Source organism: Luteimonas sp. AC640a, from assembly GCF_979256585.1.
This window is the reverse complement of record NZ_CEEDOV010000022.1, coordinates 25,370-50,587: the sequence shown is the minus strand read 5'-3', so window position 1 is coordinate 50,587 and position 25,218 is coordinate 25,370. Positions and strand designations below refer to the sequence as shown.

The window sequence follows — 25,218 nt, the reverse complement described above, 5'->3', positions numbered from 1 at the left end:
GAGCGAATCCTAACCTTCCGGCGACGCGGCGCCGGCATTCGCGCGATGCCAGCGCGCGAGTCCGTGCAGCACCAGGTCGGCACGCCACTGCGCATCGGGCAAGCGCCCTCGCAGCGCATCCCCACCGCCGCCGTGCAGCAGCAGGCGCGGCCGCGTGCCGATTCGTGCACTCGCCTCCGACAGGCTGCGCTCGATCAGGCCCAGCGCGGCGCCTTCGCAGCCGGAGACCAGCGCGTCGTCGGTGTCGTCGGCGAATTCCACGTAGACGCCACCGCTCGGTGCGAGCTGGGCCACGCGCCGGTGCAGGGCCTCTCGCATCAGCGTCGGCGACGGCGCGATGCGGCCGCCGAGATGGCGTCCTTCGCCATCGATCAGATCGATGGTCAGTGCAGTGCCGACACCGACGACCAGCGCCGGCGCGCCATCCGCGTGGGCGGACAGCAGCGCGAGGAACCGGTCGACGCCGAAGCGCGCCGGATCGGCGTAGGCGATCGTCAGGCCATCGAGCGTGGGCAGCGTCTGCGCCAGCTGCACCTGCGCGCCGCGGGCGGCCAGCGCGTCGAGCAGGATCATCCGCAGCGCCGGCGAGGCGACGCTGGCGACGATCGCGATGTCGATGCGCGCCGGCAGTGCTTCGAGCCACGCGGGATCGAAACCGCCTTCCACGTGCGACGTGCCCTGCACCGCGCCGATGCGGCCATCGCGGTCGAGCGGTGCGAACTTCAGCCGGGTATTGCCCAGATCGAACAGCCAGGTATTCATGCCATGCCCGCCTTGCGCACGCTGACTTCGCCCGCGTGGAAGGCGCGAGGCACGCCGTCCACGTGCACGCGCAACGCGCCGTCGTCCGCGATGCCGGCAGCGATGCCGTGCAGCGTTTCATTGCCGTTGTGGACCGCCACCGCTGCACCGTCTAGCGCGTCGATGCGTGCGTAGCGATCGCGGAACGGTGCCAGACCTTCGCGGTCGAACAGGTCCAGCGCCTGCAGCCAGGCGCCCAGCAGCGCGGCGGCGAGCGCGTCGCGCGTGGGCGGCGCGTCCGCGCAGCAGGTCGCCAGATCGGTCCACGGCTGGTCGATCATTGCGGCCTGGGCCTCGGGCATGCGCACGTTGATGCCGATGCCGAGCACGGCGCGGACCGGCCCGGCATGTTCGCCACCGCCCTCGACCAGAATCCCGCCGAGCTTGCGCAGCCCGTCCGCATCGACGACGACCAGATCGTTCGGCCATTTCAGCTTCGCGGCCTCGATGCCCAGCGCGCGCAGCGCCTCGACGGCGGCGATGCCCGCGACCAGGCTCAACCCGCCGAGACGCGCGAGACCGCCTTCGAAGCCACGCTGCAACGAAAGATACAAGTGCGCCGCCAGCGGTGATTGCCAGCTGCGCCCACGTCGGCCGCGGCCACCGGTCTGACGTTCGGCCAGCAGCACTTCGGCGTTGGCGCCCGGCATCGGCCGGCGCAACAGTTCGGCATTGGTGGAATCGATGCTCCACGCGACATCCAGCGATGCCATGCGCGCGCGGTCCGCGGCGCCGAGCGCGTCGAGGATCGCGTCGGCGTCGAGCAGCGCCAGCGGCTGCGCGAGGGCGTATCCGACGCGGGCCCGCGCGACGATCGGCACCCCCGCCTCGCGCAGCAGTTCGATCCGTTTCCACACCGCCGCGCGGGTCTGGCCCGATTCCTGGGCCAGTGCATCGCCCGACACCGGGCCCTTGATCAGGCGCTGCAGCAGCGCGCGCTCGGACGGTTGCGGCGCGGGCCGCGCGATAGGTGGAGACGAGGACATGTTCCGATTATCGGCGAGCCCGGCGCCGGGTGTCGCGCATTGGCGCGATGCAGCGTCGCCCCGGCGGAACGTGCGCTATCATCGACGGGCTGTGCGTCCTGCTTCCTTCCGGGGTATTCCGATGTCCGCACGTCTGATGGTCTGCTTGCTGTTGCTGGGCGCGAGCCTGCCGGGCTTCGCGCGCGACGCGATCACGGATACGGTCGCCGATACACCCTGCACGCCGGCCGCGAGCCCGCACCAGATCGCGCCAGCGCTCGACGCCGGCGCTGCGCGCCGGGCACCTGCCGGCAGCGCCTCGAAGACCCGCCCGGCCGTCAGTGGTGGTGGCGAGACCGACGGTCCAACGCGCGGCCCGCGCTGGCACAGCTTCCTACCGGGCATGTTCCGCTGACGGATACCGCTGGCACGTGCGTTCGCTGATCCGCCGCCTGTTCGCAGGCGCGCCCCTGCAGATTCCCGATAGCGACTGGTCGGCCACGCTCGACCGGCTGCCCTGGGTGCGCGCGCTCGATGTGCCCGCGCAGTCGAAACTGCGTGTGCTCGCCGCGCTGTTCCTGCACCGCAAGACGATCACCCCGGTCGCCGGCCTGGAACTCGACGACCGCGCGCGCCTCACGCTGGCCGCGCTGTGCTGCCTGCCACTGCTCGAATTCGGCGAGGAAGGCTTGCACGGCTGGTCGCAGCTGATCGTGTATCCCGAAGCGTTCCGGGTCAACCGCAGCCATGTCGATGCCGCGGGCGTGATGCACGAATGGGACGACGACCTGATCGGCGAATCGTGGGAAAGCGGCCCGCTGGTGCTGTCCTGGGCGGACGTCGAATCCGATATCGCCGAGCCCGATGCGGGCTTCTGCGTCGCGGTGCACGAGATGGCGCACAAGATCGACGCGCTTGACGGTCTGCTCGACGGCACTCCCCCGCTGCCGCGCGACTGGCAGCGCGCGTGGGCCGCGGATTTCCAGCGCAGTTTCGATGCCTTCGTCGAACGCGTGGGCGCCGGCGAGGCGATGCCGATCGATCCGTATGCGGCCGAAGCACCCGAAGAATTCTTCGCCGTCTGCAGCGAGTACCACTTCAGCGCGCCGGCGCTGCTGCGCGAGGTACTCCCGGATGTCGCCGGGCACCTGGCGCGGTTCTACGGCCCCTCGCCGTTCGCGGCGAAACGCTAGAAACCCGGCGGCAGACGCACCGAGAAGCAGGCGCCGCCGAGTTCCTCGGAGCGGCCCACATGCAGTTCGCCGCGGTAGCTGTGCACGATGTCCTGCACGATCGACAGGCCGATGCCGTGGCCCTGCACGCGTTCGTCGCCGCGCACACCACGTTGCAGGATCGATGCGACACGATCGGCCGGAATGCCCGGGCCATCATCTTCGACGATCAGCACCAGACCCGGACGCCGGTTGGGTGCGGTCTCGCCCGGACGCACGGTCAGCAGCACGCGTGACTTCGCCCACTTGAACGCGTTCTCGAGCAGGTTGCCCAGCAGTTCCTGCAGATCACCCTGCTCGCCGTGGAACCGCGCCGCGGGATCGATCTCGAATTCGCACACCGCGCCCTTGGCCGCGTAGATCTTTTCCAGCCCGCGCACGATCTGCTCGGCGCTGGGCTCGATCTCGATCGCAGCGGAGAACAATTGATGACCACTCGAGGCCGCGCGCGCGAGCTGGTAGGTCACCAGATCATTCATGCGCTGCAGTTGGGTTTCCACTTCCTCGCGCAATTCGGCATCGCCGCTGCCCGCATCCAGACGCGAGCGCAGCACCGCCAGCGGTGTCTTCAGACTGTGGGCGAGATCGGACATCGTGTTGCGCTGGCGCGCGAGATGTTCGCGCTCGCTGTCGATCAGCGCGTTGATGCTTTCGGTCAACGGCTGCAGCTCGTGCGGATGCTGCACGCCCATGCGCTCGGACTGGCCCCGCTGCACACGCACGAGTTCGTGCTCCACGCGCCGCAGCGGCCACAGGCTCCAACGCACGATCAGCCCCTGTAGCAGCAGCAGGATCACACCGGCCACGCCCAGATTCACCCACAGCGCCGCGCGGAACACGCGCACCTGGCGCGGCACGATGCCGGCGTCCTCGATGACGTAGATGGTGTAGGCAAACTCGGTGTCGCTGCGGCCATCGGGTGACCACACCAGGCCGAGGCCGTACCGGTAAGCCTCGCCGGGCGTGCCGTCGCTGCGCACCATCGACAGCGGCCCCTCGAACTTTTCCTCGCGCGCCGACAGCATCGTCGCGTCAGGCAATTGCGGGCCCGAGGCGGAAGGCGAGGTCCAGGAATATCCAGACGGCAACACGACTTGGGCGTACAGACCACTGCCGGGGCGAATGAAGCGATCGTCGGGCTGCGATTCGGACGGGTAGATGTCACCGCTGCGCAGGAACTCGATGTCGCCAGCGTATGCGTAGACATAGTTGCGCAGGCGATCGCGCTGGCCTTCGCTGGCGACGTCGATGAAGGCGCGGTCGAGCGCATAACCAGCGAGTGCCAGAAACGCGAGCAGGCCGATACTCGCAGCCAGCAGCTGACGCGCCCGCAGGGAACGCGGACGCAGGCGTGCGGTGAGTCGGGTATCAGCCATCGGTCAAACCTGAAACGCTGTCCGCCTGCGTCGGGTCACGGCGGACAGGCGCGGCGCCAGCGCGGAAATCCGCCGCCGGCGTCGCCAACTCATCCCTCGCCGTTGCGCGGGATCGCGAACCGGTAGCCACGGCCGCGCACGGTTTCGATCGGCTTGAGCGCGCCTTCCGGATCGAGCTTCTTGCGCAGGCGGCCGATGAAGACCTCCAGCACGTTCGAATCGCGGTCGAAATCCTGCTGGTAGATGTGCTCGGTCAGATCGGCCTTCGAGACCAGTTCGCCGGCATGCATCATCAGATACTCAAGCACCTTGTACTCGTAGCTGGTCAGATCGACGTTCTTGCCGTCGACACTGACAGTCTGGGCAGCGAGATCGAGGGTGACCGTGCCGCATTCGAGCGTCGGCTTGCTCCAGCCCGCCGCGCGGCGGACCAACGCATTGATGCGCGCGAGCAGCTCTTCGACATGGAACGGCTTGACCAGATAATCGTCTGCGCCCTGCTTGAGGCCGTCGACCTTGTCCTGCCAGCTCGAACGCGCAGTGAGGATGAGCACCGGGAACTGCTTGCCCTCTTCGCGCAAGGCCTTGATCAGTTCCATGCCCGACATCTTCGGCAGACCCAGATCGATAATGCCGACGTCGAATGGGACCTCGCGCCCCATGTACAGGCCTTCCTCACCATCCTGAGCAGCATCGACGGCGAAGCCTTCGCGCTTGAGGCGCGCAGCAAGGGTCTCGCGCAGGGGAGCTTCGTCTTCGACGAGCAGGATTCGCATGGGTCAACTCCGGTCTGACGGCCGGCCCGGCCGTGAATGGGGGCGAGGATGCAGGATCAATCGTCGTCGCCGCGTGCACGGGACGCCCGGGCGCGCTGACCGGGGTCGTCGACGTAGATGCGCACGCGACCGCTGTCGTCCATCACCTTGACGCGGTTGAGGTCACGGCCGTCGGAATGCATCTGTTCGATGCTGAGCACGCGGCCACGGGTAGTGCGTTCGATACGCCGCACCGATTCCGTCATCGAGTCCTGCGCGCGCTGGCGACCGTTCTCAGGCCGCTGTACCGAGGCCCGCACGTCGGGCGCGCGCATCGCGGGGCCCTGCGGCGGCGGCGCCTGTGCAGCCACGAACGACGTTGCAGCGCACAGCAGCGCGGCGATCGGGACGCAGAACGAACGGCGGTACGACGGGACGGACACATCCACTCCTGGCGGGACAGGCGATCGGGTAGACGCCCGATGGTCTGCCCGAGGCAGTGAATCCGTCCTTAACATTTCGTTGACAACGCTGTATTTGTTCACCTTGAAACGCACTACGAAGCCAATCGCAGCGCACCGAGCGACAAATCGCCGTCAAGCTGCGCGCCGCGCCGCGGCGGCTTGCGTCGCCGCCAGCGCCTGCTCGACCAGCGACCAGTCGGCGCCGGGCAGATGCGCACCTTCGCTGAGCACCTGCCGGAACAGGCGGCCGCCGGGCTGGCCGTGGAACAGGCCAAGCACGTGCCGGACAATGTGCTTGAGGGCGACGCCCTCGGCCATGCGCGCTTCGACGTAGGGCCGCAGGGCGCGCAGCAGTTCGGCGCGCGGCCGCAGCGACGCGCCGGACAGCGCCGCGTCGACCGCGTGCAACAGGTAGGGGTCGTGGTACGCAGCGCGCCCCAGCATCACGCCGTCGACGTGGGCCAACTGCTCGAACGCGAGCGCCTGCGTGGCGATACCGCCGTTGAGCACCACCGGCAGCGCCGGCCGCTCGCGCTTGAGCCGGTGCGCCCAGTCGTAGCGCAGTGGCGGGATATCACGGTTCTCTTTCGGCGACAGGCCGTTGAGCCATGCGTTGCGCGCATGCACGACGATCATCGACGCGCCCGCGGCCACCGCGCTGTCGACGAAGCTCGCGAACGCGTCGTAATCGTCGTCGTTGTCCACACCGAGCCGGCACTTCACCGTCACCGGCACGTCGCTCGCCTGCGCCATCGCGGCGACGCAGTCGGCGACCAGCGCCGGCTCGCGCATCAGGCACGCGCCGAAACGCCCGGCCTGCACGCGATCGGACGGGCAACCGCAGTTGAGGTTGATCTCGTCGAAGCCGTGATCTGCCGCGATCCGCGCGGCCTGCGCGAGTGCGTCGGGCGCGCTGCCGCCGAGCTGCAGCGCGAGCGGCGATTGCAGCGGTGTCTTCGCCAGCAGCCGCTTGCGGTCGCCATGGATCACCGCCTTCGCATGCACCATTTCGGTGTACAGCCGCGCGCCCGGCGCCAGCAGCCGGTGGAACTCGCGGCAGTGTGCATCGGTCCAGTCCATCATCGGCGCGACGGACAGACGCAGCGACGCCATGTAGGCATCGGCGTGCGCGTCGTAGGACGGAGGCGTGGATCCGGTCATGTGTCTGTGGGGTGGGAAGGCGCGCGTGGAGCGGGTCGCATCGAGGCCGGTGGCGCACGGGCCGCCCGCCGCGACGGGGCGTCAGGATACACGGCGCCCCGCGACTTCATGCCGCAGCCTGCGCGCGCCGGTCATCCTGTGGCGCCCTCCCCCTGCGCGCAGGAAGCCGTCGATGGTGTTTCTCCAGGTCTCCGTGTTTCTGCTCCTGGCGTGGTGCTTCGGTGCTGTCCAGCTGTCGCAACGCACCCGTGTGCTGCACAGCGCGTCGATGTGGCTGGCGGTCGTCTGGGCGCTGGGCATCGTGGCCTGCATCGGCCTGGGCGCGTCCGGCCTGCTGCGCTATGGCGACTGGCAGTCGCTGTCGACTGGCCAGACGCTGCATCGGCTGTTCGGCGAAGGCAATCTGTCGATGCGCCGTTCGGAATGGGCCGCGCTGAACCGCGCGTCCGGCGTGTATCTCAATCTGGACGTGGTCTGGACCCTGCTCGCGCTGTGTGTCGCGCAGTTCCACTCGGCGATGTTCTGGGCCGGCGTCGCCGAGCAGCGTCGCCACGCGCGGGTCGTGCGCAACCGCGCGGGCTGAGCCGTCTACTCCGCGACTGCGGCGGCCTGGCGTGGCGCGAGCGACACCGGCACCACCTGCAGCTCGGCCTGCGTGCCGTCGCGCAACGGCGCGGCTTCGATCTGGCTACCGTCGACAGGCACCGCGCCATGCGGACTCGACTGGCTGACGATGCGCACCAGTTCGGTCGAGCCGTCCGGCCACACCACGCGAAATGTATTGCCGGGCGGCAGCGCGAGGAACGGTGTCGCGCTCTGCGCGCGATACAGCGCGGCGATCTGCGCGGCGCCGAGCTGGCGCTGTTCCAACGGCGCGCCGGCGGTGGTCTTCGCGACCTGAGTCAGGCGCCGGTAGTTCTCACCGACCGCGTCGACAACCACACCGGCGACCGCCACCGAGTAGCCGACAAACAGGGTCGCCCAGAGCCAGAAGCGAAGCTTGCGGGGGAGCATGCGTTTCATCGTGTCACCATTCCGAGCAGTTGGCCGGACGCGGGGGCGCCCTCGACCAGGGTCTTCTTCATTCGATCGAGTTCTTCCACGCCCTGGCGCGGCACCGCCGCGTCACGCACGAAAGCGGAAAAATCCTGTCGCGCATCGCGTGCGCAGATGCCGCCGTTGGCGCAGTGCTCGGTCATCAGCGCGCCGTCTGCACTGCAGTCCAGACCCAGATCGCAGGCGGCGAGCAGCCAGGCGAGTTCGCTGGCCTGGGTGCCGGCGACCGTCTCGGCGAGCGCCACGTCGCCGCTCGCCGCGACGCCCATGGCGGGCGACAGCGCGACAAAAGCTTCGGGATCGCGTGAGGCCTGCACGCGCTCGACCAGCCCGCGTCGATAGTCCATGTCGTCCTGCAGCGGTGCGCCCATCGCCAGCAGCGCGGCTTCGGCGGCAAGACTGCCGGCCTCGGCCGCATCCTGGCGCCGCTCGACCAGTTGCACGAACGTCGGTGCATCGCCGGGCACGAACCGTCCGCAGCGCGTGCCGATCCGGCTGCGGGCCGCACCCAGCGCACGCGCCGCATCGAGTTGCAGGCCATCGATCAGCGCGCTGTCGCGTGCGAAACCGGCCGGATCGCGCGCGTAGCCCGCGCAGTATTCGTCGACCCGGCTGAGCACCCAGCGCGCGTCGGCGTCGCCCGCATCGGCCAGCGGTTGCAGTCCCTGCCGGAATGCGAACAGGTCGTCGGCCTGCTCGAACGCGCGCTGCAGCGGGCGCGTCGGGGCCGTCGACCACACGGCGACACGGTCCGTCTCCGGCACTGTTGCTGCGTCAGGCGCGGACGCATCGACGAAACCGCGCGTCTCCACGCCGGCATCCCATGCCGCATCGGGATCGCCGACATCGACGCCGGGCACAGCCGGGCGCCACATCGCCAAGGCGGCGACGAGAGCTCCCAACAGTGCGATGGCGGCGAACACTCGGACGGTCACGTCGGATCCTGCGGCATCCGGCCACCGTGATCGGTGGGCCGGCAGGCGCCGTCGCGGTGGCGATGGCGCGGCTTTGAAGCGCGGATTCTAGCTGACGGCGGTCGCTTCCACGGCCGACGCAGCGCGGCAGGTCCGAACTGCGCGCCGATGCGCGCTAGCAGCGCGACGGCGCGCACATCCCGCTGCGCGCCGCACAGGCCGGGTGCGGCACGGCGCACCGTTCTCCCCTTTACGCGCCCCGACGGGGGCACCAAGATGCCCGACCCCCAGCCCCACCCGGACCCCCCGATGCCCTTCCTCGAACTGAGCCTGCGCTGCACCGAAGCCGAGCAGCCGCGCTACGCCCACGCCCTCGAGGACATCGGCGCGCTGGCCGTGACGATGATCGACGCCGATGCCGACACCACGGATGAGCAGGCGATCCTCGAACCCGGCGTCGGCGAGACGCCGCTGTGGCATGCGATCGTGCTGACCGCGCTGTTCGAGGACGACACCGACGCGCTGCTGGTGCTCTCGGCGCTGGAGGCGTTCGACGCCGGCCTGGACTGGAGCCGCGCGAGCTTCCGCAAGGTCGAGGACCAGGACTGGGAACGCGCGTGGATGGACCAGTACGCGCCGCTGCAGTTCGGTGCGCGCACCTGGATCGTGCCGTGGAATGCCGAACTGCCCGAGGCCGCCGGCGACGATGCGGTGGTGATCCGCCTCGATCCAGGCCTGGCGTTCGGCTCCGGCACGCACCCGACCACGTCGCTGTGCCTGCAGTGGCTGGATGCACTGTCGGCCGAGGGCGTGCTCGCCAGCGCCGACGTGCTCGACTACGGCTGCGGCAGCGGCATCCTCGCACTGGCTGCGCTCAAGCTCGGCGCCGCGCGTGCGGTGGGTATCGACAACGATCCGCAGGCGCTGATCGCCTCGCGCGACAACGCCGACCGCAACGAGGTCGGCGCCGCGCTCGACGTGTTCCTGCCGGCCGAAGCGCCGCAGGGCACGTATCCGGTCGTGGTCGCCAATATCCTCGCGACCGCGCTCGACGCGCTGGCCGAAACGCTGGCCGAGCGCGTCGCGATCGGTGGCCGCATCGCGCTGTCGGGCATTCTCGACGGCCAGGAAGAGGAGCTGCTCCGTCGCTACCGGCCGTGGTTCGAGCAGTTGGCGGTCACCCGCGAAGGTGACTGGGTCCGCATCGACGGCGTCCGCAAGCAGGCCTGACGCGCCGCATCCGGCAGCGCGGCGGCGTGATTCAATAGCCGCATGTTCATCAACTGCAAGCACTGCGGTTCGCTGGTCGCCACCGAACCCGCGACCGACCAGCCGCCGGAACGCTGCCCACGTTGCCGCGGCGTGCTGCGCAGCGCCACGCCGCCGGTGTCGGTGGCGTCGTTACTGAAGGCGCCAACGCCGATTGCGGACATCGCGCTGCCGTCTTTCGAAGCGCGGGAGACGTCCGGACCCGTCAAGCCAGAGAAGCCGGCGATCGATGCGCCGGCGGAACGCGAGACGCCTCGGGAAGAGACATCCGCATCGCCGATCACGGCGCCGGGAGACGTCGCCACGACACCCGTGCCGCACGGCGCACCTGCCGCGATCACGGCCGTCGATGACAGCACGGTGGTCGCGATCGAGACGACGCACGCCCCGCCATCCCCGCGCGTCGACAGTCCTGCCGCAACTTCCGCACCAAAACCCGCGCCGGCACGCACATCGCCGAGCTTCGCGCGGCGCGGCGCGCGCGGTCCGCTCGATGCGCGCATGCGTCGGCAACATCGCATGCTCGCTGGCGCTGTCGCCGCGCTGACCCTGCTGCTCGGTCTGCAGGTCCTGCTGGCCGATCGCGCGCGGCTCGCGGCCGATCCAGGCTGGCGTCCGACGCTCGCGCGTCTGTGCGGCGTGCTGCGTTGCAGCCTGCCGCCATGGCGCGAGCCCACCGCGCTGACCGTGCTCGCGCGCGATGTGCGGCCCGATGACGCGCGTCCCGCGCAGCTTCTCGCCACCGCGACGTTCCGCAACGATGCCCGCTGGGCGCAGGCATGGCCGCGAATGCGGCTGACGCTGTCAGACATCGATGGGCGCGCCGTCGGCACTCGCGTGTTTACCGCACAGGACTATCTGGAAAACGCGCCGGACCAGCCGACGCTGGCCGCCGGCGACAGCGCACAGGTACGTCTGCGCCTCGTCGAACCGGACGCGCGGGCGGTCTCGTTTGCCTTCGATTTTCTCTGAAACCACGCTGGCAGCCGCCGGGGGCCCGCGCTAGACTGGCCTGCCGCTCCGCCGTCCGCACAGCCGTCGTCCTCGACTTCCGGCCGCGACCGCGACGCCGCCATCCCGAGACTCGACTTGAACGCAGACCGCACCGACAGCAGCACGCGCGAAGCACCGCGCACGCCCCTGCGCGAACACGTCGCGACCTCGATCCAGCGCTACCTCGGCGATCTCAACGGCAACGACACCGACAACCTCTACGAGGTCGCGCTGCGCGAACTCGAGATTCCATTGTTCGTCGAAGTGCTGAATTTCTGCGACGGCAACCAGAGCCGCGCCGCGGCGATGCTCGGCATCCACCGCGCCACGCTGCGCAAGAAACTGCGCGAGTACGCGCTGGTCTGAGACCGGTTCGGGATCAGCCGCAAGCGCAGCGCGCCTGCGCGATACATCAGCATTGAGAGCGCCGCGTACGCTGGCATGCGTGACGCCTCCAGCAGATTCCAGGCCGCTGGTCTGCGGCCGTTATAATTGCGGGCTCCCTCGCCCGCAGTCGACTTCCATGACCGTCTCCGTTCCGTCCGGCGCGCCCACCGCGATCCGCCGCGCCCTGCTGTCCGTGTCCGACAAGACCGGCCTGCTCGATCTGGCCCGCGCGCTCGCCGCGCGCAACGTCGAACTGCTGTCGACCGGTGGCACCGCAAAGGCGCTGCGCGAGGCCGGCCTGCCGGTGCGCGACGTCAGCGACGTGACTGGTTTTCCCGAGATCATGGACGGCCGGGTCAAGACACTGCACCCCAAGGTGCACGGCGGCCTACTCGGTCGCCGCGGTACCGACGATGCGGTGATGGCCGAGCACGGCATCGACGCGATCGATCTGCTGGTGCTCAACCTCTATCCGTTCGAGCGCGTGGCCTACGCGCCCGACGCGAAGTTCGACGACATCGTCGAGAACATCGACATCGGCGGTCCGGCGATGCTGCGCGCGGCGGCAAAGAACTTCGCCCATGTCGCAGTGGCAACCGATCCGGCGCAGTACGACGCGCTGCTGGCCGAACTCGACGCCCACGACGGCGCGCTGTCGGCGCAGACACGTTTCGCGCTGTCGGTCGCCGCATTCAATCGCGTCGCGCAGTACGACGCGCGCATCAGCGACGTACTGTCGTCGATCGCCGAACCCTCCGATGCCGGCGCCGCGCAGCGCGCGCCGTTCGGCGGCCAGAGCAACGGCAACTTCGTCAAGGTGATGGATCTGCGTTACGGCGAGAACCCGCACCAGCAGGCGGCGTTCTATCGCGACCTGCATCCGGCGCCGGGCACGCTGGCGACGTTCGAGCAGCTGCAGGGCAAGGAACTCTCGTACAACAACATCGCCGATGCGGATTCAGCGTGGGAATGCGTGCGCCAGTTCGATGCGCCGGCCTGCGTGATCGTCAAGCACGCCAATCCCTGCGGTGTGGCCGTCGGTGCGGCCTGCGGCGATGCCTACGAACTCGCCTACGCGACCGATCCGACGTCCGCATTCGGCGGCATCATCGCGTTCAACCGCACGCTCGATGCGGCCACGGCGAAAGTGATTCTCGACCGCCAGTTCGTCGAAGTGCTGATCGCGCCCGATTACGACGCCGGCGCACTCGACTACGCGACCAGGAAAGCCAACGTGCGCGTGCTGCGCATTCCGCACGGCGACCCCGGATCAAATCCGGGGCAGGCGGCGGGAAACAGTATCGACATCAAGCGCGTCGGCTCGGGCCTGCTGATGCAGACCGCGGACATCCGCGCGGTCACCGCCGACGAACTCAAGGTCGTGACAAAAATCGCGCCGACCGACACCCAGCTGCGCGATCTGCTGTTCGCCTGGCAGGTGGCGAAGTTCGTGAAGTCGAACGCGATCGTCTATGCGAAGGACCACCGCACGATCGGCGTCGGCGCCGGCCAGATGAGCCGCGTGTACTCGGCCCGCATCGCCGGCATCAAGGCGGGTGATGCCGGTTTGGTCGTGCCGGGTTCGGTGATGGCCTCCGATGCGTTCTTCCCGTTCCGCGACGGCATCGACGCGGCGGCGGAAGCCGGCATCAAGGCGGTGATCCAGCCGGGCGGTTCGATGCGCGACAGCGAGGTGATCGCCGCCGCGGACGAACACGGCATCGCAATGGTGTTCACCGGCGTGCGTCACTTTCGCCACTGATCGATTCGCATGCACGTCGGCGTGAATGGATCGCGCCGACGCCGCTGCTAGAGTCCCGCGCATCTTTCTCGCAGGATGCGCCGATGGTGTTGCCCCGCCCGACGTTGTCGCGTGCCGCGCTGCCGGCCTGTCTGTTGTTCGCGCTCGGCGCCTGCGGGCAGCCGCCTGCGCCACCGCCCGCGGCTGCGATGCCGGCGTCGATGCCCGAGGCGGTCGCGACCCGCACCGATGACGCGGCGCACGCTGCCGCGGTGCCGGTCACGGGATTGAGCGGCGGCGCGGTCCGCACGTTTCTGGTCGGCCAGTACGGAGAACTCGCACAGCTCGCGGGCGACTGGCCGGGCACCCCAGTCGCCGACGGACTTGGCCGCGACGGCGCCTCGCGCGAAGTCTGCGCGCGTGAGGCGATCGGTACGCCGGACGCACCCGCCGAACTCCTCGCCGTCTGCGGCGTGCCCGATGGCGCTGGCCACGTGACCAGTGCGCTGACCGACTTCTTCCTGTTGCGACAGGATGGCGATGCCGTCCTCGCGGCCTCGCGCGCGCACATGGACAGCTTCGGCAGCACCGGCGATGTCGCCGATGTCGCCGTGCGCCGGTTCGGTCCCCGTCTGTACGGCTTCGTCGTCGAAGACGGGTTCACCGGCCAGGGCATCACGATCGGCAACACCAGTCTGGTGCTGCCGGACGGTGCAAGCTTTCAGGTGGCTGCCACGCTGCGAAGCAGCCTCGACAATCTCGGCGCGATGCAAGGCTGCGAAGAGCGCGACGACTGCGCGCCGGATGCCACCTACGACCTCGCGTTCGAACTCGCGATCGACGACCGCGACGCCTCTGCAGCGGCATGGCCGCTACGGGTGCGTGAGCAGGGCGAGGCCTGTGGACGTCGCGTCGACCGCACGCATGAGGTGCCGTTCAATGCGGCGACCGGCACCTGGACCGTGCCGGCCGCACTGCAGCGCGAACGCTGCGACTGATCACGTCGCAGACGATCGCGTCGCGGTGGCCCTACCTCGCGTTCGTCACCGGCGCCACGGTTTTCTGCGCTGTCCAGATGCTGCGATCGATCGCGTGGCCCAGCTCGGGAAAATCCGCCGCGTCCAGTCTCGGTGATGCATCGCCAGCGCGGATCTTGCGGTCGTAGTCGCGGGTCAGCTTGATCGCCACACCCGACAGCAGCACGACCGCGATCAGGTTCACCGTCGCCATCAGACCCATGGCCGCATCGGCGGTGCTCCAGACGATGTCGAGCTTCGCGAACGCGCCCCAGGCGACCATCGCCAGACAACCCAGACGCAGCAGCAGGACGCCGACGCGGCCGCCGCGCAAGAAGACCATCGCGCTTTCGGCATAGGCGTAGTTGCCCAGGATCGAGGTCAGCGCAAAGAACGACAGCGCCACAGCGATGAACACCGGGCCCCATCCGCCGAAATGCACCGCCATGGCCTGTTGCGTGAGCACTGCACCATCACCGCCTGCGGTGTCGAGCGCGCCCGACAGCAGGATCATCAGCGCGGTCGCCGTGCAGATCACCAGGGTGTCGACGAATACGCCGAACGCCTGGACCAGACCCTGACTGGCCGGATGGTGCGGCGCCGGCGTCGCGGAGGCGGCGATATTGGGCGCGCTGCCCATACCCGCCTCGTTGGAGAACAATCCGCGCTTGACGCCATTGAGCAGCGCGACCGCGAGGCCGCCGAGCACGCCGCCCGCTGCCTGGTCCAGCCCGAACGCGCTGCGCACGATCAATGCCAGCATCGCAGGCACCTCAGTGATGTTGCTGACGACCACCCAGCCCGCAAGGGCCAAGTACGCCAGCGCCATCGCCGGCACGACCAGCTCCGACAGCCGCGCCACGCGACGCAGTCCACCGAAGATCACCGGCGCCGCGACCACCACCAGCACGACCGCGGTCCAGACCGGCGAGATGCCCCAGGCGCCGTTGACCGCTTCCGAAATCGAGTTCGCCTGCACCGCGCTGAAGACGAAACCGAAGGCGAGGATCAGGCACACCGAGAAGATCGCGCCGAGCCACGGCTTGCGCAGGCCATAGGCCATGTACAGCGCAGGACCGCCGCGATAGTGGCCGTCGGCGTCGCGACGCTTGTACAACTGCGCCAGCGCGCTTTCGACGTACGCCGTCGCCATGCCGAAACAGGCGACCAGCCACATCCAGAAGATCGCACCCGGGCCGCCGACCGTCAGCGCGATCGCTACGCCCACGAGATTGCCGGTGCCCACACGCGACGCCAGGCTCGTGCACAGCGATTGCAGTGGCGAAATGCCCGCGTTGTCGTCGCCGGTCCCGCGCACGAGGCCGGAGATCATCTTCGGGAACCGCCGGAACTGGATGAAACCCAGGCGCACGCTGAACCAGATGCCGACCAGCGGCAGCACGCCGACCAGCAGGTAATTCCACAACACGCCGTTGATGCCACCGACGATGGGTGAGAGGACGTTCTCGATCAGCTGAACCAGATCCATCGGCGGTCACGACTCCGTTGCGGCGAAACAACCGAGTCTAGCAACCGGGTCCGGACCGACCCGTCTGCATCAAGACCAGGGACGGCACGCGCGCAGCGAGGCGCGCCGCGACGCCGTAAACTGGCATCCCCTTTGCATCCGGTCTGTTGCGCATGAAGAAGGTCCTCGTCATCGGTGCCGGCGGTCGCGAACACGCGCTGGCGTGGAAGCTCGCGCAGTCGCCGCAGGTCGGCGAAGTACTGGTCGCGCCCGGAAATGCCGGCACGGCGAACGAAGCCGGCTGCCGCAACGTCGACGTGTCGGCGACCGATCTCGATGCGCTGCTTGCACTGGCGCAGTCGGAAGGTATCGATGTGACCGTCGTCGGCCCCGAGGCGCCGCTGGTTGCGGGTGTCGTCGATCGTTTTCGTGAAGCCGGGCTGCGCATCTTCGGGCCCACCGCGGCTGCAGCGCAGCTGGAAGGCAGCAAGGCATTCGCCAAGGATTTTCTCGCCCGGCACGCAATCCCGACCGCGGGCTATTCGGTATTCACCGATGCCGACACCGCGATCGAATACGTGCGCCAGCACGGCGCGCCGATCGTCATCAAGGCCGACGGCCTCGCTGCGGGCAAGGGTGTCATCGTCGCGATGTCCCTTGAAGAAGCCGAAGCTGCGATCACCGACATGCTGTCGGGCAACGCGTTCGGCGCGGCCGGGGCGCGCGTGGTGATCGAGGAATTCCTCGAAGGCGAAGAGGCCAGCTTCATTTCGATCGTCGACGGCAAGGCCGCGTTGCCGATGGCCACCAGCCAGGATCACAAGCGCGTCGGCGACGGCGACACGGGTCCCAACACCGGCGGCATGGGCGCGTATTCGCCCGCGCCGGTGGTGACCCCGGAGGTGCACGCGCGCGTGATGCGCGAGGTCGTCGAGCCGACCGTGCGCGGCATGATCGAAGACGGCGTGCCGTTCACCGGCTTTCTCTACGCCGGCCTGATGATCGACCCGCAGGGCGCGCCGAAAGTGATCGAGTTCAACGTGCGTTTCGGCGACCCGGAAACCCAGCCGGTGATGCTGCGTCTGCAGTCCGATCTGCTGGATCTGGTCGAGGCCGCGATCGACGGCCAGCTCAACGGCGTCGAGGCGCGGTGGGATCCGCGTCCGTCGCTCGGCGTGGTGATGGCCGCCGAACACTATCCCGACACGCCGCGCACCGGCGACGTCATCCACACGGGGGTCACGTCGCCGTCGACCGACACCAAGGTGTTCCATGCCGGCACGAAACTGGACGCGCACGGCCAGGCCGTGACCGCCGGCGGACGCGTGCTGTGCGTGGCCGCGATGGGCGCGACCGTCGCCGATGCACAGACGCGCGCCTACGACGCACTCGCCGGCATCTCCTGGCCCGGCGCGTTTCACCGCAGCGACATCGGCTGGCGCGCGATCGCACGTGAACGCGGCGACGCCTGACCCTTCTCTTCCGCCGAGGCTTTGATCGTGATCCCAGGCAACGCCCAGCTCAGCATGACCGTGCTGATGACGCCGGACATGGCGAACTTCTCCGGCAACGTCCACGGCGGCACGCTGCTGAAGTACCTCGACGAAGTGGCCTACGCCTGCGCCAGCCGCTACGCCGGCCGCTACGTGGTGACGCTGTCGGTCGACCAGGTGACGTTCCGCGAACCGATCCACGTCGGCGAGCTTGTGACCTTCCTCGCCTCGGTGAACTACACAGGCCGCACGTCGATGGAAGTCGGCATCAAGGTCATCACCGAGGACATCCGCAACCGCGCCGTGCGCCACACCAACAGCTGCTTCTTCACGATGGTGGCAATGGACGAGGATGGCCGCACGACACCGGTGCCGCCGCGCGAGCCGCAGACGCCGGAAGAGCATCGCCGCTTCGAGCAGGGCCGCCAGCGGCGGGAGATCCGACAGGAACTGGAGCAGCGCTATCGCGCTGTGCGCGAGACTTTTCCCGACACGCCCGACTGATCCACCACCCACCGCCATGCGGCTTTGCTAGGCTCCGCGGATTCGTCGAGGAGCCCGCATGGCCGGCCAGTCCCAGTTCGCGCTGCTCAAACAACGTCGCTTCCTGCCCTACTTCACCGTCCAGGCGCTGGGCGCGTTCAACGACAACGTCTACCGGCAGTCGATCATCGCGCTGCTGCTCTTTCTCGGCGTCAGCATGTCCGAGCGCACGCTCTACGCCAACCTCGCGCCGGCGCTCTTCATCCTGCCCTACTTCCTGTTCTCGGCGATCGCCGGGCAGATTGCAGAGAAGGTCGAGAAGCAGAAGCTCATCGTCATCACGACGACGATGGAGATCGTGATCATGTCGGTCGCGGCCGCGGGCTTCCTGCTCGAGAGCATGCCGGTGCTGCTGGTCGCGCTGTTTTTGACCGGCACGCAGTCCACGCTGTTCGGCCCGGTGAAGTATTCGATCCTGCCTTCGGTGTTGCGCCCGGAAGAACTCACCGGCGGCAACGGTTTGGTGGAGATGGGCACGTCGATCGCGATCCTCGCCGGCATGATCTATGGCGGTCTCGTATTCAAGATCGCCGGCAGTTACGGCCCCGAAGCGGCGGCGCTGTCGGTGGTCACGCTGGCGGTAGCGGGCAATGTGGTCGCGCGAATGATTCCGAAAGTCGACGCCGGCGCGCCCGAGCTCAAGGTCAACTGGAATCCGATTCCGGAATCGCGGGCGATCATGCGCCTGGCCAAGCGCCAGCTCGCGGTGCGCAACGCGATCCTCGGCGTGTCGTGGTTCTGGTTCGTCGGCACGGTGCTGACCGCACAGTTGCCGACCTACGCCGAACTGCATCTCGGCGGCGTCGCCAACGACACCGCGTTGTACATCTTTGCGCTCGCGCTGTTCTCCATCGGCGTCGGCGTCGGTTCGCTGCTGTGCGAGAAGCTGTCGGGCCGCTCGGTCGAAATCGGCCTCGTGCCCATCGGCGCATTCGGCATCACCGCGTTCCTGCTGGATCTGTACTTCGCGCGTCCGGGCGCACCGCCGGCCACCGGCCTGACGATCGCGCAGTTCCTCGGCGACTGGGCCGGCTGGCGCATCGTCATCGATCTGACCGGCATCGGCATGTTCACCGGCTTCTTCGTCGTGCCGCTGTTCGCGTTGATCCAGAGCCGCACGCCGAAGTCGGAACTGTCGCGCGTGATCGCCGGACTCAACATCCAGAACTCACTCTTCATCGTCACCGCCGCGATCCTCGGCGTGCTGCTGCAGATGGACGAGCTCGCGTTTGGCGGCATGCGCATTCCGCTGCCCGGGCTGAGCATTCCGCAGGTGTTCCTGGCGCTGGCGATTGCCAACGGACTCGTCGCCCTGTGGATCTTCACGATCGTCCCCGAGTTCCTGATGCGCTTCGTCAGCATGCTGCTGGTGCGCGTGCTCTACCGGCTGCGGCTGCGCGACATCGAGTCCTCGGTACCGTCGGACGGCCCGGCGCTGATCGTCTGCAACCACGTCAGCTACATGGACGCGTTGATCCTGTCGGCGGCGATTCCGCGGCCGGTGCGCTTCGTCATGTATCACCGCATCTACAACGTGCCCGGCATGCACTGGATCTTCCGCAATGCGAAGGCGATTCCGATCGCCGGTGCGAAGGAAGATCCCGAGCTGATGCAGCGCGCGTTCGATGCGGTGGATGCGGCGCTGGCCGAAGGCGAGCTGGTCGGCATTTTTCCCGAAGGCAAACTGACCCGCGACGGCGAGATCGCCGCGTTCAAGTCGGGTGTCGAACGCATCCTCGAACGCGCCGCTGCGCGCGGCCAGCGCGTGCCCGTGGTGCCGATGGCGCTGCGCGGCATGTGGTCGAGCATGTGGAGCCATCGTGACTCCCGCATGGGACGCATGCGCGTGCCTCGCCGGGTCCGGGCGCACATCGATGTCGTCGCCGGCCCGCGGATCGAGGACGGCGCCACGATCGATGTCGGCGCGCTCGAAGCACAGGTCCGGATGTTGCGTGGCGACGCCGCCTGAGCACGCGCTGACACCGCATCGTGCGTGTCTGGCGCTACAGTACGGCGCCCCCGTTCACGAACGGCGGTCCTCGAAATTGCCCAACCGTCCCAGCATCCAGGAGATCTCTCGATGAGTTCGATTCCGCCGCCGCCACCCGGCTCGTACGGCATTCCGGAGGCCCCGCTTCCCGGGTCGCCGATCGCCCCGGGCACCGTGCCCAATTACCTCGCATGGTCCATCGTCGTGACCGTGCTGTCGCTGTGCCTGTGCTGCATCGTCGGCACGATTCCCGGCATCGTCGCCATCGTGTTCTCGGCCAAGGTCAACACGCTGCTCGGCCAGGGCGATCTGCCCGGTGCGCAGCGTGCGTCGAACACTGCCAAGACCTGGTGCTGGGTCACCACCGGCCTGTGCGTCATCGGCCTGTTGTGGACGATCTACTCATTCACCCTCGGCGGCGGCATGGCGCAGTGGCAGATGATCATGGATCAGATGCAGGCCGGCAGCTGATGTCGCTGGCCGGCAGCCACGCGCCGCGCCGCATCCGTGCTCCGACCTTCGCCCTCGCGGGCGGCGGCGTGGCACTGGCGGCGGGCGGCGTATGGCTGCTGCGCACGTTCGATCCGAACGCGCCCGGCAATCCGTTTCCGCCGTGCATGTTCTACAGCGCCACAGGCTGGCATTGCCCGGCCTGTGGCCTGACCCGCTGTCTCCACGCGCTCGCCCACGGCGACCTGCCGCGTGCGTTCTCGATGAACCCGTTGCTGTTCGTGCTGCTCGCGCTGGCACCGCTGTTCGCGGTCTGGCATCTGGGCTGGCGGCCGCCCTGGCTGCAACGCCTCGCGCGCATCGCCTCCGATCCGAAACCGTGGATCGCGCTGGTGCTGGTCTACTGGATCGCGCGCAACCTGCCGTGGGTTCCGTTCACCCTGCTCGCGCCGGGCTGATCGACGCATTCAACCGGTCGTCGCGCCCGTCTGCTGCGCATGCCAGTGCGCGATCAACCAGCGCGAGATCGACGACTTCGGCGACAACTTCAATTCCGGATGCGCGTCGCGCAGCGCGGCGCCGATGGTGTCGACGTCGAACCAGCGCGCGTCTTCCAGTTCGTCGGTCACCTGCGGCGCGTCCGGGCCCGCGTCGGCGATGAAGCCGAGCATCAGCGATGCCGGAAACGGCCACGGCTGCGAGGCCAGATAGCGACAGCCGGTCACCCGCACTGCGCTTTCCTCGAAGACTTCGCGCACGACCGTCTGCTCGAGCGTCTCGCCCGGCTCGACGAAACCGGCGAGCGTCGAATAGCGTCCCGGCGGCCACGCGGCCTGGCGACCCAGCAACAGACGCGCGCCATCCGTGACCGCCACGATCACCGCCGGGTCGGTGCGCGGGTAATGCTCGATACCGCAGCCGGTGCAGCGCCCCAGCCAGCCGGCGCGTGCGTATTCGAGCGGCGCGCCACAGGCACCACAGAAGCGGTGGCGATCGCGCCAGTGCAACACCGCGCGCGCCTGCGCGAACGCGGTCGCTTCACGGACCGGCCACTGGGCGGCGGCGGTGCGCAGATCGATCGTTGCGTGCACGTCCAGCGTGGCGGGCGCATCGACCGCCGGCACGGCGAACCACCCCTGCGCGTCCTGCAGGCCGAGGAACACAGCCGATGCCGGACGTTTGCCGACGACGGTACCGTCGAGTGCAGGCGGCATGCCGTGCGCGTCGACGCGGGCATCGCCTTTTGCATCGAGCACCAGCACGCGCGCTTCCGGCCACAGGTGGGCCAGTGCGTCGGAATCGGTCCGGAGATGTTCTGCGCGATCGAGCGGCGCGTCGACGAAGCTGAAGTCCATGCGCCGATTATCCCCCCGTACGGTGTCGCGATGGCGACACCCGGGCGACGCGGCTCAGACGTTGAAGCTGCTGCCGCAGCCGCAGGTCGACTTGGCGTTCGGATTGCGGATCGTGAACTGCGCGCCGTGCAGGCTTTCGACGTAGTCGACCGAGGCGCCCATCAGGTACTGCAGGCTCAGCGGATCGACGACCAGGGTCACGTCGTCGGTCACCACGGCGAGGTCGTCGTCCGTGCGCTGCTCGTCGAACTCGAAGCCGTACTGGAAGCCCGAACACCCGCCGCCCTGGATGTAGACACGCAGGTTGAGCGCGGCATTGCCCTCACCCTCGATCAACTCGCGCACCTTGGCCGCAGCCGCAGGGGTGAAATCCAGCGGACGCTCCAGCGACTGGTAACCGGGACCTTCGATGGTGAGCACGTCATTCATGGCACACAGGATGGGGCTGCGTGCCCCCCGCTTCAAGCGCCGGGTGCGGAACGCGGCGTCACATCGGCCCAGCTGAACGGACGCTCGACCGTGCTGCCCCGTTCCGGCTCGAGCCGCACCACCACGCGCAACGGCTGGAAGCCCGGCGGCAGCACGATGTCGCCCTCGACCTGCTGGAAGTACTTGAACGAGTACGCCACGCGGGCAGCATCGTCGCGCTGGCGCAGCTGGTCCCACTCCAGGGTCTCCAGTCGCCCGTCGCGGGTGCCTTCGACCGACAGGCGCATCGTGCCGACGCTCGCCGCTTCGCGACTGAGGCTCTGGGTGAGCGTCGCGGTGTAGTGCCAGCCTTGGTCGGTGCGCGGCTGCATGCGCAGCTCGTGCACGGTCAGCCCCTTGCGCTGCGCGGTCGCACCGACAAAACGCTCATAGAAGGCGACATCGGCGCGCAGCGCGGCGATCTCCTCATCCCGCTCGGCCAGCGTGCCCTGCAGTTCGCGGTTGGCGTCGCGGCTGATCTGGTCGGACCGGGTCAGCGTGGACACCTGCTGCTGCAGACCCTCGAGTTCGATCTGCTGCGAGGCCAGCTGACGCTCCGGGTTGCCGGATGTCGGCGAGAACGCCTGCCAGGCACCCCACAGACCGAACAACAGCGCGAGCGCGACCACGACTGCCAGGGCAATGACGATGCGCGGACCACGCGCGCGGCGGGTGGCCGAGGGCGGCTTGGCCACAGGAGGCGGAGTGTCGTTCATCGTCACGGTATAGCCAGCGCCGTCGCGCCGCGTCAAGGCGAAGCCGGTCCTATACTCGCCGGCGTTGTGCACCCGTTGTCGTTCGCCACGGAGCGTCGCGATGTCCGAAGCCCATCTGTTCGCTGCTGGTGTGCTGCTCGCCTGGCTGGCCGGCGTGCGCGCGTACCTGACGGTGTTCGGCGTCGGCCTGGCGGGCGTCTTCGGCTGGCTGGACCTGCCGCCGGCGCTCGAGGCTGCGACGTCCCCGTGGGTGCTGGGCGTGTCGGGCGCGCTGGCGCTGGTGGAATTCTTCGCCGACAAGATTCCCGGCGTCGACTCGGGCTGGGATCTGCTGCAGACCCTGGCGCGCGTGCCGGCCGGCGCGTTTCTCGCCGCGGCCACACTGTCGCCCGATGGCGACCTGGGCGCCGGCATGCTCGCCACCGGCGCCGGCGTGGCCCTGACCAGCCACGCACTCAAGGCCGGCAGCCGACTGCTGCTCAATGCCTCGCCCGAGCCGATCAGCAACCTTGCCGCATCGGCCACCGAGGATGTCGTTACCGTCGGCGCCCTGTCGTTGGCATTGATATCGCCGTGGCTGGCACTCGCGCTGGTGGCCGCGTGCGTACTGCCGTGCGCAGTCGCCGTCTGGTGGCTCTGGCGACGCCTGGTACGTCGCGCGCCACAGCCCGCGCGAAGTTGATCGAACGCGGCGCGGCAGACGCAAAAGACCGCGGCGGCGGACGCGATTCGAGGGCGACGGGTTAGAGTTGCCTGTTCCCCCACATCGCGTCACAGTGCCGCACCTATGTCTGAAGCCGACAGCAAGCAACGCGCCGAGTTTCCGCCCGCAGCCTATTGGCGGCGCTGGGCGGCCGATGCCGGTCAACCTTCGCTGCCCGGCGATCCCGCCGACGCGGCCGCTGGCGAATCGAAAACCGCGAGCGTCGTGAAGGGCGACGCGGTCGCAGCGCCGGATCGCGTCCTGATCGTCGAGGACGATCCGAGCCAGGCGCTGTTCGCCGAGAGTGTGCTCAACGGCGCCGGCCTGCAGGCGCGCGTGGTGTCGGTCGCCACCGAGTTCATGGCGTCGCTGGGCGAGTTCCAGCCCGACCTGGTGTTGATGGACCTGCACATGCCCGGCATGGACGGTTCCGAGCTGACTGCGCAGCTGCGTGGCCAGGCTGCGTTCTCGCACATCCCGGTCGTCTTCCTGACCGGCGACGCCGATCCGGAGCGCCAGTTCGAAGCGCTTGAAGTCGGCGCCGACGATTTCCTGACCAAACCGGTGCGCCCGCGGCATCTGATCTCCGCAGTGCAGAACCGCATCCGCCGTGCCCGCGCACTGCAGCAGATGTCCGATCCCGGTCGCAATCCGCTGACCGGCCTCAACAGCCGGTTGCAGCTGCTGCAGCATCTGGCCGAGGCGATCCCTGCGCTGCCGCGTGGCGCGCTCGGCTTCATCGAGGTCGAAGGCATCACGGCGCTGCGTGACCGCTACGGCTACGCGGGTCTGGAAACCGTCCTCACCGACGCCGGCCGCCATCTGCGCACTTTGGCTGGCGAGGCGTCGGCAACGCGTCTCAACGACAATACCTTCCTCGTGTTCGCGCCGGACGTGGCACGCGTCGATCTCGACGCCTGGGCTCGCAGCCTGCGCGACGGCGTCGGCAGTCATCCGTTCCCGCTCGCCGACCAGACCATCCGCCTGCGCGCACTGGTCGGTTATGCCGATCTCGCGCACGGTTACGAAGACCCTGGCAGCGCCCTGGCCGCCGCCGAACAGGCGCTGCGCGAATCGCGCGGCACACCGGTGGGCATCGCCGTGCACATTCCGGCGCCGACCGTCGCGCCCGGTGAAGCCGCGGGCGGCCTGGCCGACGACCTGCGCGATGCGCTCGCCGAACAGCGCATCGAACTCGCCTTCCAGCCGATCGTCGCCGTCGCCGGCGGCGACGAGGCCCAGTACCAGACGCTGCTGCGCCTGCGTGGTCGCGATGGTGAGTTGCACATGGCCGCACGCGTGCTGCCGGCCGCCGAGCTCGCAGGTCTGCTGCTCGAGATCGATCGCCGCGTCATCGAACTGGCCATCACCACGCTGATCGAACGCCAGCGTATCGGCAGCACGATGCGGCTGTTTGTGTCCCAGTCTTCGCGCAGCCTGATTCAGGGCGGCTATGCCGACTGGCTGCTGCAGCAGATCGAGGTATCCGGTGTGCCGGGCGCGTCCCTGGTCATCGACGTGCGCCAGGACGATGCGCTGATCCACGCGCTGTCGCTGCAGGATTTCTGCGCGCGCATGGTGCCCGCCGGCGTGCAGCTGTGTCTGGGCCAGTACAGCGCCAGCGAGGAAGCCGACGCGTTGCTCGCGCAACTGCCGCTCGGGTTCGTGCGCCTGGCGGCGCGTTACTCGCGCCAGCTCGATGAGCCGCGCGTGCGCGACGAGATGCGTGTGGCGGTGGAGCGCGCGCATCGGCTCGGATTGCAGGTGATCGGCCAGCAGGTCGAAGACCCGCAGGCGGCCGCGACGCTCTGGATGAGCGGCATCGATTTCATCCAGGGCAATCTGGTCCAGCGCGTGGCGAACGTGCTCGACTTCGACTTCCACCACTCCGTCCTCTAGGAC

Annotated in this window: 28 protein-coding genes; 15 read left to right on the top strand and 13 right to left on the bottom strand. The window is 68.7% G+C overall.

Annotated features, from left to right (window positions below):
- Positions 1 to 9 precede the first annotated feature (9 nt).
- Positions 10 to 762 (bottom strand): type III pantothenate kinase, encoded by a 753-nt coding sequence (locus ACZ9YD_RS16135; protein ID WP_465076293.1) that lies wholly within the window; start codon positions 760 to 762, stop codon positions 10 to 12.
- On the bottom strand, positions 759 to 1,787 hold the full coding sequence (birA, locus tag ACZ9YD_RS16130; RefSeq protein ID WP_465076291.1) for a bifunctional biotin--[acetyl-CoA-carboxylase] ligase/biotin operon repressor BirA: 1,029 nt from the start codon (positions 1,785 to 1,787) through the stop codon (positions 759 to 761). Before birA ends, ACZ9YD_RS16135 begins: the two co-directional genes overlap by 4 nt.
- A gap of 121 nt (positions 1,788 to 1,908) precedes the next feature.
- On the opposite strand from birA, the gene ACZ9YD_RS16125 reads away from it, so the two are divergent.
- Both ACZ9YD_RS16125 and ACZ9YD_RS16120 read left to right on the top strand, forming a co-directional pair.
- Positions 1,909 to 2,181: a hypothetical protein gene (locus tag ACZ9YD_RS16125; RefSeq protein WP_465076290.1), complete on the top strand. Its 273-nt coding sequence runs from the start codon at positions 1,909 to 1,911 to the stop codon at positions 2,179 to 2,181.
- Between the two features lie 97 nt (positions 2,182 to 2,278).
- Complete coding sequence (locus tag ACZ9YD_RS16120; RefSeq protein ID WP_465076431.1) at positions 2,279 to 2,959, top strand: M90 family metallopeptidase; 681 nt, start codon at positions 2,279 to 2,281, stop codon at positions 2,957 to 2,959.
- Here ACZ9YD_RS16120 and ACZ9YD_RS16115 read toward each other — a convergent pair.
- The 4 genes from ACZ9YD_RS16115 to dusA form a co-directional block, all read right to left on the bottom strand.
- Positions 2,956 to 4,374 carry an ATP-binding protein gene (locus ACZ9YD_RS16115; protein ID WP_465076289.1) on the bottom strand — a complete coding sequence of 473 codons (1,419 nt, stop codon included), beginning with the start codon at positions 4,372 to 4,374 and terminating at the stop codon, positions 2,956 to 2,958. The genes ACZ9YD_RS16120 and ACZ9YD_RS16115 overlap by 4 nt on opposite strands.
- Positions 4,375 to 4,463: 89 nt before the next feature.
- Positions 4,464 to 5,150 (bottom strand): response regulator transcription factor, encoded by a 687-nt coding sequence (locus tag ACZ9YD_RS16110; protein ID WP_232138017.1) that lies wholly within the window; start codon positions 5,148 to 5,150, stop codon positions 4,464 to 4,466.
- 56 nt (positions 5,151 to 5,206) lie between these two features.
- Positions 5,207 to 5,572, bottom strand: coding sequence for a PepSY domain-containing protein (locus ACZ9YD_RS16105; RefSeq protein WP_465076288.1), 366 nt, complete (start codon positions 5,570 to 5,572; stop codon positions 5,207 to 5,209).
- 153 nt (positions 5,573 to 5,725) lie between these two features.
- Complete coding sequence (gene dusA / locus ACZ9YD_RS16100) at positions 5,726 to 6,754, bottom strand: tRNA dihydrouridine(20/20a) synthase DusA (protein ID WP_465076287.1); 1,029 nt, start codon at positions 6,752 to 6,754, stop codon at positions 5,726 to 5,728.
- Between the two features lie 172 nt (positions 6,755 to 6,926).
- Here dusA and ACZ9YD_RS16095 point away from each other — a divergent pair, with 172 nt between their 5' ends.
- Positions 6,927 to 7,337 (top strand): hypothetical protein, encoded by a 411-nt coding sequence (locus tag ACZ9YD_RS16095; RefSeq protein ID WP_465076286.1) that lies wholly within the window; start codon positions 6,927 to 6,929, stop codon positions 7,335 to 7,337.
- A gap of 5 nt (positions 7,338 to 7,342) precedes the next feature.
- Here the strand turns inward: ACZ9YD_RS16095 and ACZ9YD_RS16090 are convergent, their stop codons facing one another.
- Positions 7,343 to 7,777 carry a hypothetical protein gene (locus ACZ9YD_RS16090; RefSeq protein WP_465076285.1) on the bottom strand — a complete coding sequence of 145 codons (435 nt, stop codon included), beginning with the start codon at positions 7,775 to 7,777 and terminating at the stop codon, positions 7,343 to 7,345.
- A complete protein-coding gene (locus ACZ9YD_RS16085; protein ID WP_465076284.1) occupies positions 7,774 to 8,745 on the bottom strand; it encodes a hypothetical protein in 972 nt (323 codons plus the stop codon). The genes ACZ9YD_RS16090 and ACZ9YD_RS16085 overlap by 4 nt, the downstream gene beginning before the upstream one ends.
- 288 nt (positions 8,746 to 9,033) lie before the next feature.
- On the opposite strand from ACZ9YD_RS16085, the gene prmA reads away from it, so the two are divergent.
- Positions 9,034 to 9,954 (top strand): 50S ribosomal protein L11 methyltransferase, encoded by a 921-nt coding sequence (gene prmA / locus ACZ9YD_RS16080; protein WP_465076283.1) that lies wholly within the window; start codon positions 9,034 to 9,036, stop codon positions 9,952 to 9,954.
- Here the strand turns inward: prmA and ACZ9YD_RS16075 are convergent.
- On the bottom strand, positions 9,873 to 10,496 hold the full coding sequence (locus tag ACZ9YD_RS16075; RefSeq protein ID WP_465076282.1) for a hypothetical protein: 624 nt from the start codon (positions 10,494 to 10,496) through the stop codon (positions 9,873 to 9,875). The genes prmA and ACZ9YD_RS16075 overlap by 82 nt on opposite strands.
- Positions 10,497 to 10,512: 16 nt before the next feature.
- On the opposite strand from ACZ9YD_RS16075, the gene ACZ9YD_RS16070 reads away from it, so the two are divergent.
- The 4 genes from ACZ9YD_RS16070 to ACZ9YD_RS16055 all read left to right on the top strand — a co-directional run bounded on the left by ACZ9YD_RS16070 (position 10,513) and on the right by ACZ9YD_RS16055 (position 14,112).
- A complete protein-coding gene (locus ACZ9YD_RS16070; protein WP_465076281.1) occupies positions 10,513 to 10,965 on the top strand; it encodes a DUF3426 domain-containing protein in 453 nt (150 codons plus the stop codon).
- A gap of 117 nt (positions 10,966 to 11,082) precedes the next feature.
- On the top strand, positions 11,083 to 11,352 hold the full coding sequence (fis, locus tag ACZ9YD_RS16065; protein WP_159677666.1) for a DNA-binding transcriptional regulator Fis: 270 nt from the start codon (positions 11,083 to 11,085) through the stop codon (positions 11,350 to 11,352).
- A gap of 157 nt (positions 11,353 to 11,509) precedes the next feature.
- Positions 11,510 to 13,135: a bifunctional phosphoribosylaminoimidazolecarboxamide formyltransferase/IMP cyclohydrolase gene (gene purH / locus ACZ9YD_RS16060; protein WP_465076280.1), complete on the top strand. Its 1,626-nt coding sequence runs from the start codon at positions 11,510 to 11,512 to the stop codon at positions 13,133 to 13,135.
- 83 nt (positions 13,136 to 13,218) lie between these two features.
- On the top strand, positions 13,219 to 14,112 hold the full coding sequence (locus tag ACZ9YD_RS16055) for a hypothetical protein (RefSeq protein WP_465076279.1): 894 nt from the start codon (positions 13,219 to 13,221) through the stop codon (positions 14,110 to 14,112).
- Positions 14,113 to 14,143: 31 nt separating this feature from the next.
- Here ACZ9YD_RS16055 and ACZ9YD_RS16050 read toward each other — a convergent pair whose 3' ends face one another.
- Positions 14,144 to 15,619: an alanine/glycine:cation symporter family protein gene (locus tag ACZ9YD_RS16050; protein WP_465076278.1), complete on the bottom strand. Its 1,476-nt coding sequence runs from the start codon at positions 15,617 to 15,619 to the stop codon at positions 14,144 to 14,146.
- A gap of 152 nt (positions 15,620 to 15,771) precedes the next feature.
- Between ACZ9YD_RS16050 and purD the strand changes: the two genes are divergently transcribed.
- The 5 genes from purD (at position 15,772) to ACZ9YD_RS16025 (ending at position 20,532) form a co-directional block, all read left to right on the top strand.
- The gene (gene purD / locus ACZ9YD_RS16045; RefSeq protein ID WP_465076277.1) at positions 15,772 to 17,070 is read left to right on the top strand and encodes a phosphoribosylamine--glycine ligase; all 1,299 of its coding nucleotides are present in this window, start codon (positions 15,772 to 15,774) and stop codon (positions 17,068 to 17,070) included.
- Between the two features lie 54 nt (positions 17,071 to 17,124).
- Positions 17,125 to 17,595: an acyl-CoA thioesterase gene (locus ACZ9YD_RS16040; protein ID WP_465076430.1), complete on the top strand. Its 471-nt coding sequence runs from the start codon at positions 17,125 to 17,127 to the stop codon at positions 17,593 to 17,595.
- 58 nt (positions 17,596 to 17,653) lie between these two features.
- Positions 17,654 to 19,603, top strand: a complete 1,950-nt coding sequence (locus ACZ9YD_RS16035; RefSeq protein WP_465076276.1) for an MFS transporter — start codon at positions 17,654 to 17,656, stop codon at positions 19,601 to 19,603.
- 111 nt (positions 19,604 to 19,714) lie between these two features.
- Positions 19,715 to 20,095 carry a CD225/dispanin family protein gene (locus ACZ9YD_RS16030; protein WP_465076275.1) on the top strand — a complete coding sequence of 127 codons (381 nt, stop codon included), beginning with the start codon at positions 19,715 to 19,717 and terminating at the stop codon, positions 20,093 to 20,095.
- Positions 20,095 to 20,532 (top strand): DUF2752 domain-containing protein, encoded by a 438-nt coding sequence (locus ACZ9YD_RS16025; RefSeq protein WP_465076274.1) that lies wholly within the window; start codon positions 20,095 to 20,097, stop codon positions 20,530 to 20,532. Before ACZ9YD_RS16030 ends, ACZ9YD_RS16025 begins: the two co-directional genes overlap by 1 nt.
- A 9-nt stretch (positions 20,533 to 20,541) precedes the next feature.
- Here ACZ9YD_RS16025 and nudC read toward each other — a convergent pair whose 3' ends face one another.
- Genes nudC through ACZ9YD_RS16010 form a run of 3 tightly spaced genes read right to left on the bottom strand, consistent with a single transcriptional unit; the run spans position 20,542 to position 22,613 of the window.
- On the bottom strand, positions 20,542 to 21,429 hold the full coding sequence (nudC, locus tag ACZ9YD_RS16020) for an NAD(+) diphosphatase (RefSeq protein ID WP_465076273.1): 888 nt from the start codon (positions 21,427 to 21,429) through the stop codon (positions 20,542 to 20,544).
- Between the two features lie 54 nt (positions 21,430 to 21,483).
- The gene (gene erpA, locus ACZ9YD_RS16015; protein WP_232117933.1) at positions 21,484 to 21,858 is read right to left on the bottom strand and encodes an iron-sulfur cluster insertion protein ErpA; all 375 of its coding nucleotides are present in this window, start codon (positions 21,856 to 21,858) and stop codon (positions 21,484 to 21,486) included.
- 32 nt (positions 21,859 to 21,890) lie between these two features.
- Complete coding sequence (locus tag ACZ9YD_RS16010) at positions 21,891 to 22,613, bottom strand: DUF6776 family protein (protein ID WP_465076272.1); 723 nt, start codon at positions 22,611 to 22,613, stop codon at positions 21,891 to 21,893.
- A 100-nt stretch (positions 22,614 to 22,713) separates the two neighbouring features.
- On the opposite strand from ACZ9YD_RS16010, the gene ACZ9YD_RS16005 reads away from it, so the two are divergent.
- On the top strand, positions 22,714 to 23,295 hold the full coding sequence (locus ACZ9YD_RS16005; protein ID WP_465076271.1) for a DUF4126 domain-containing protein: 582 nt from the start codon (positions 22,714 to 22,716) through the stop codon (positions 23,293 to 23,295).
- A 105-nt stretch (positions 23,296 to 23,400) separates the two neighbouring features.
- Positions 23,401 to 25,215 (top strand): EAL domain-containing protein, encoded by a 1,815-nt coding sequence (locus ACZ9YD_RS16000; protein WP_465076270.1) that lies wholly within the window; start codon positions 23,401 to 23,403, stop codon positions 25,213 to 25,215.
- Positions 25,216 to 25,218: the final 3 nt, after the last annotated feature.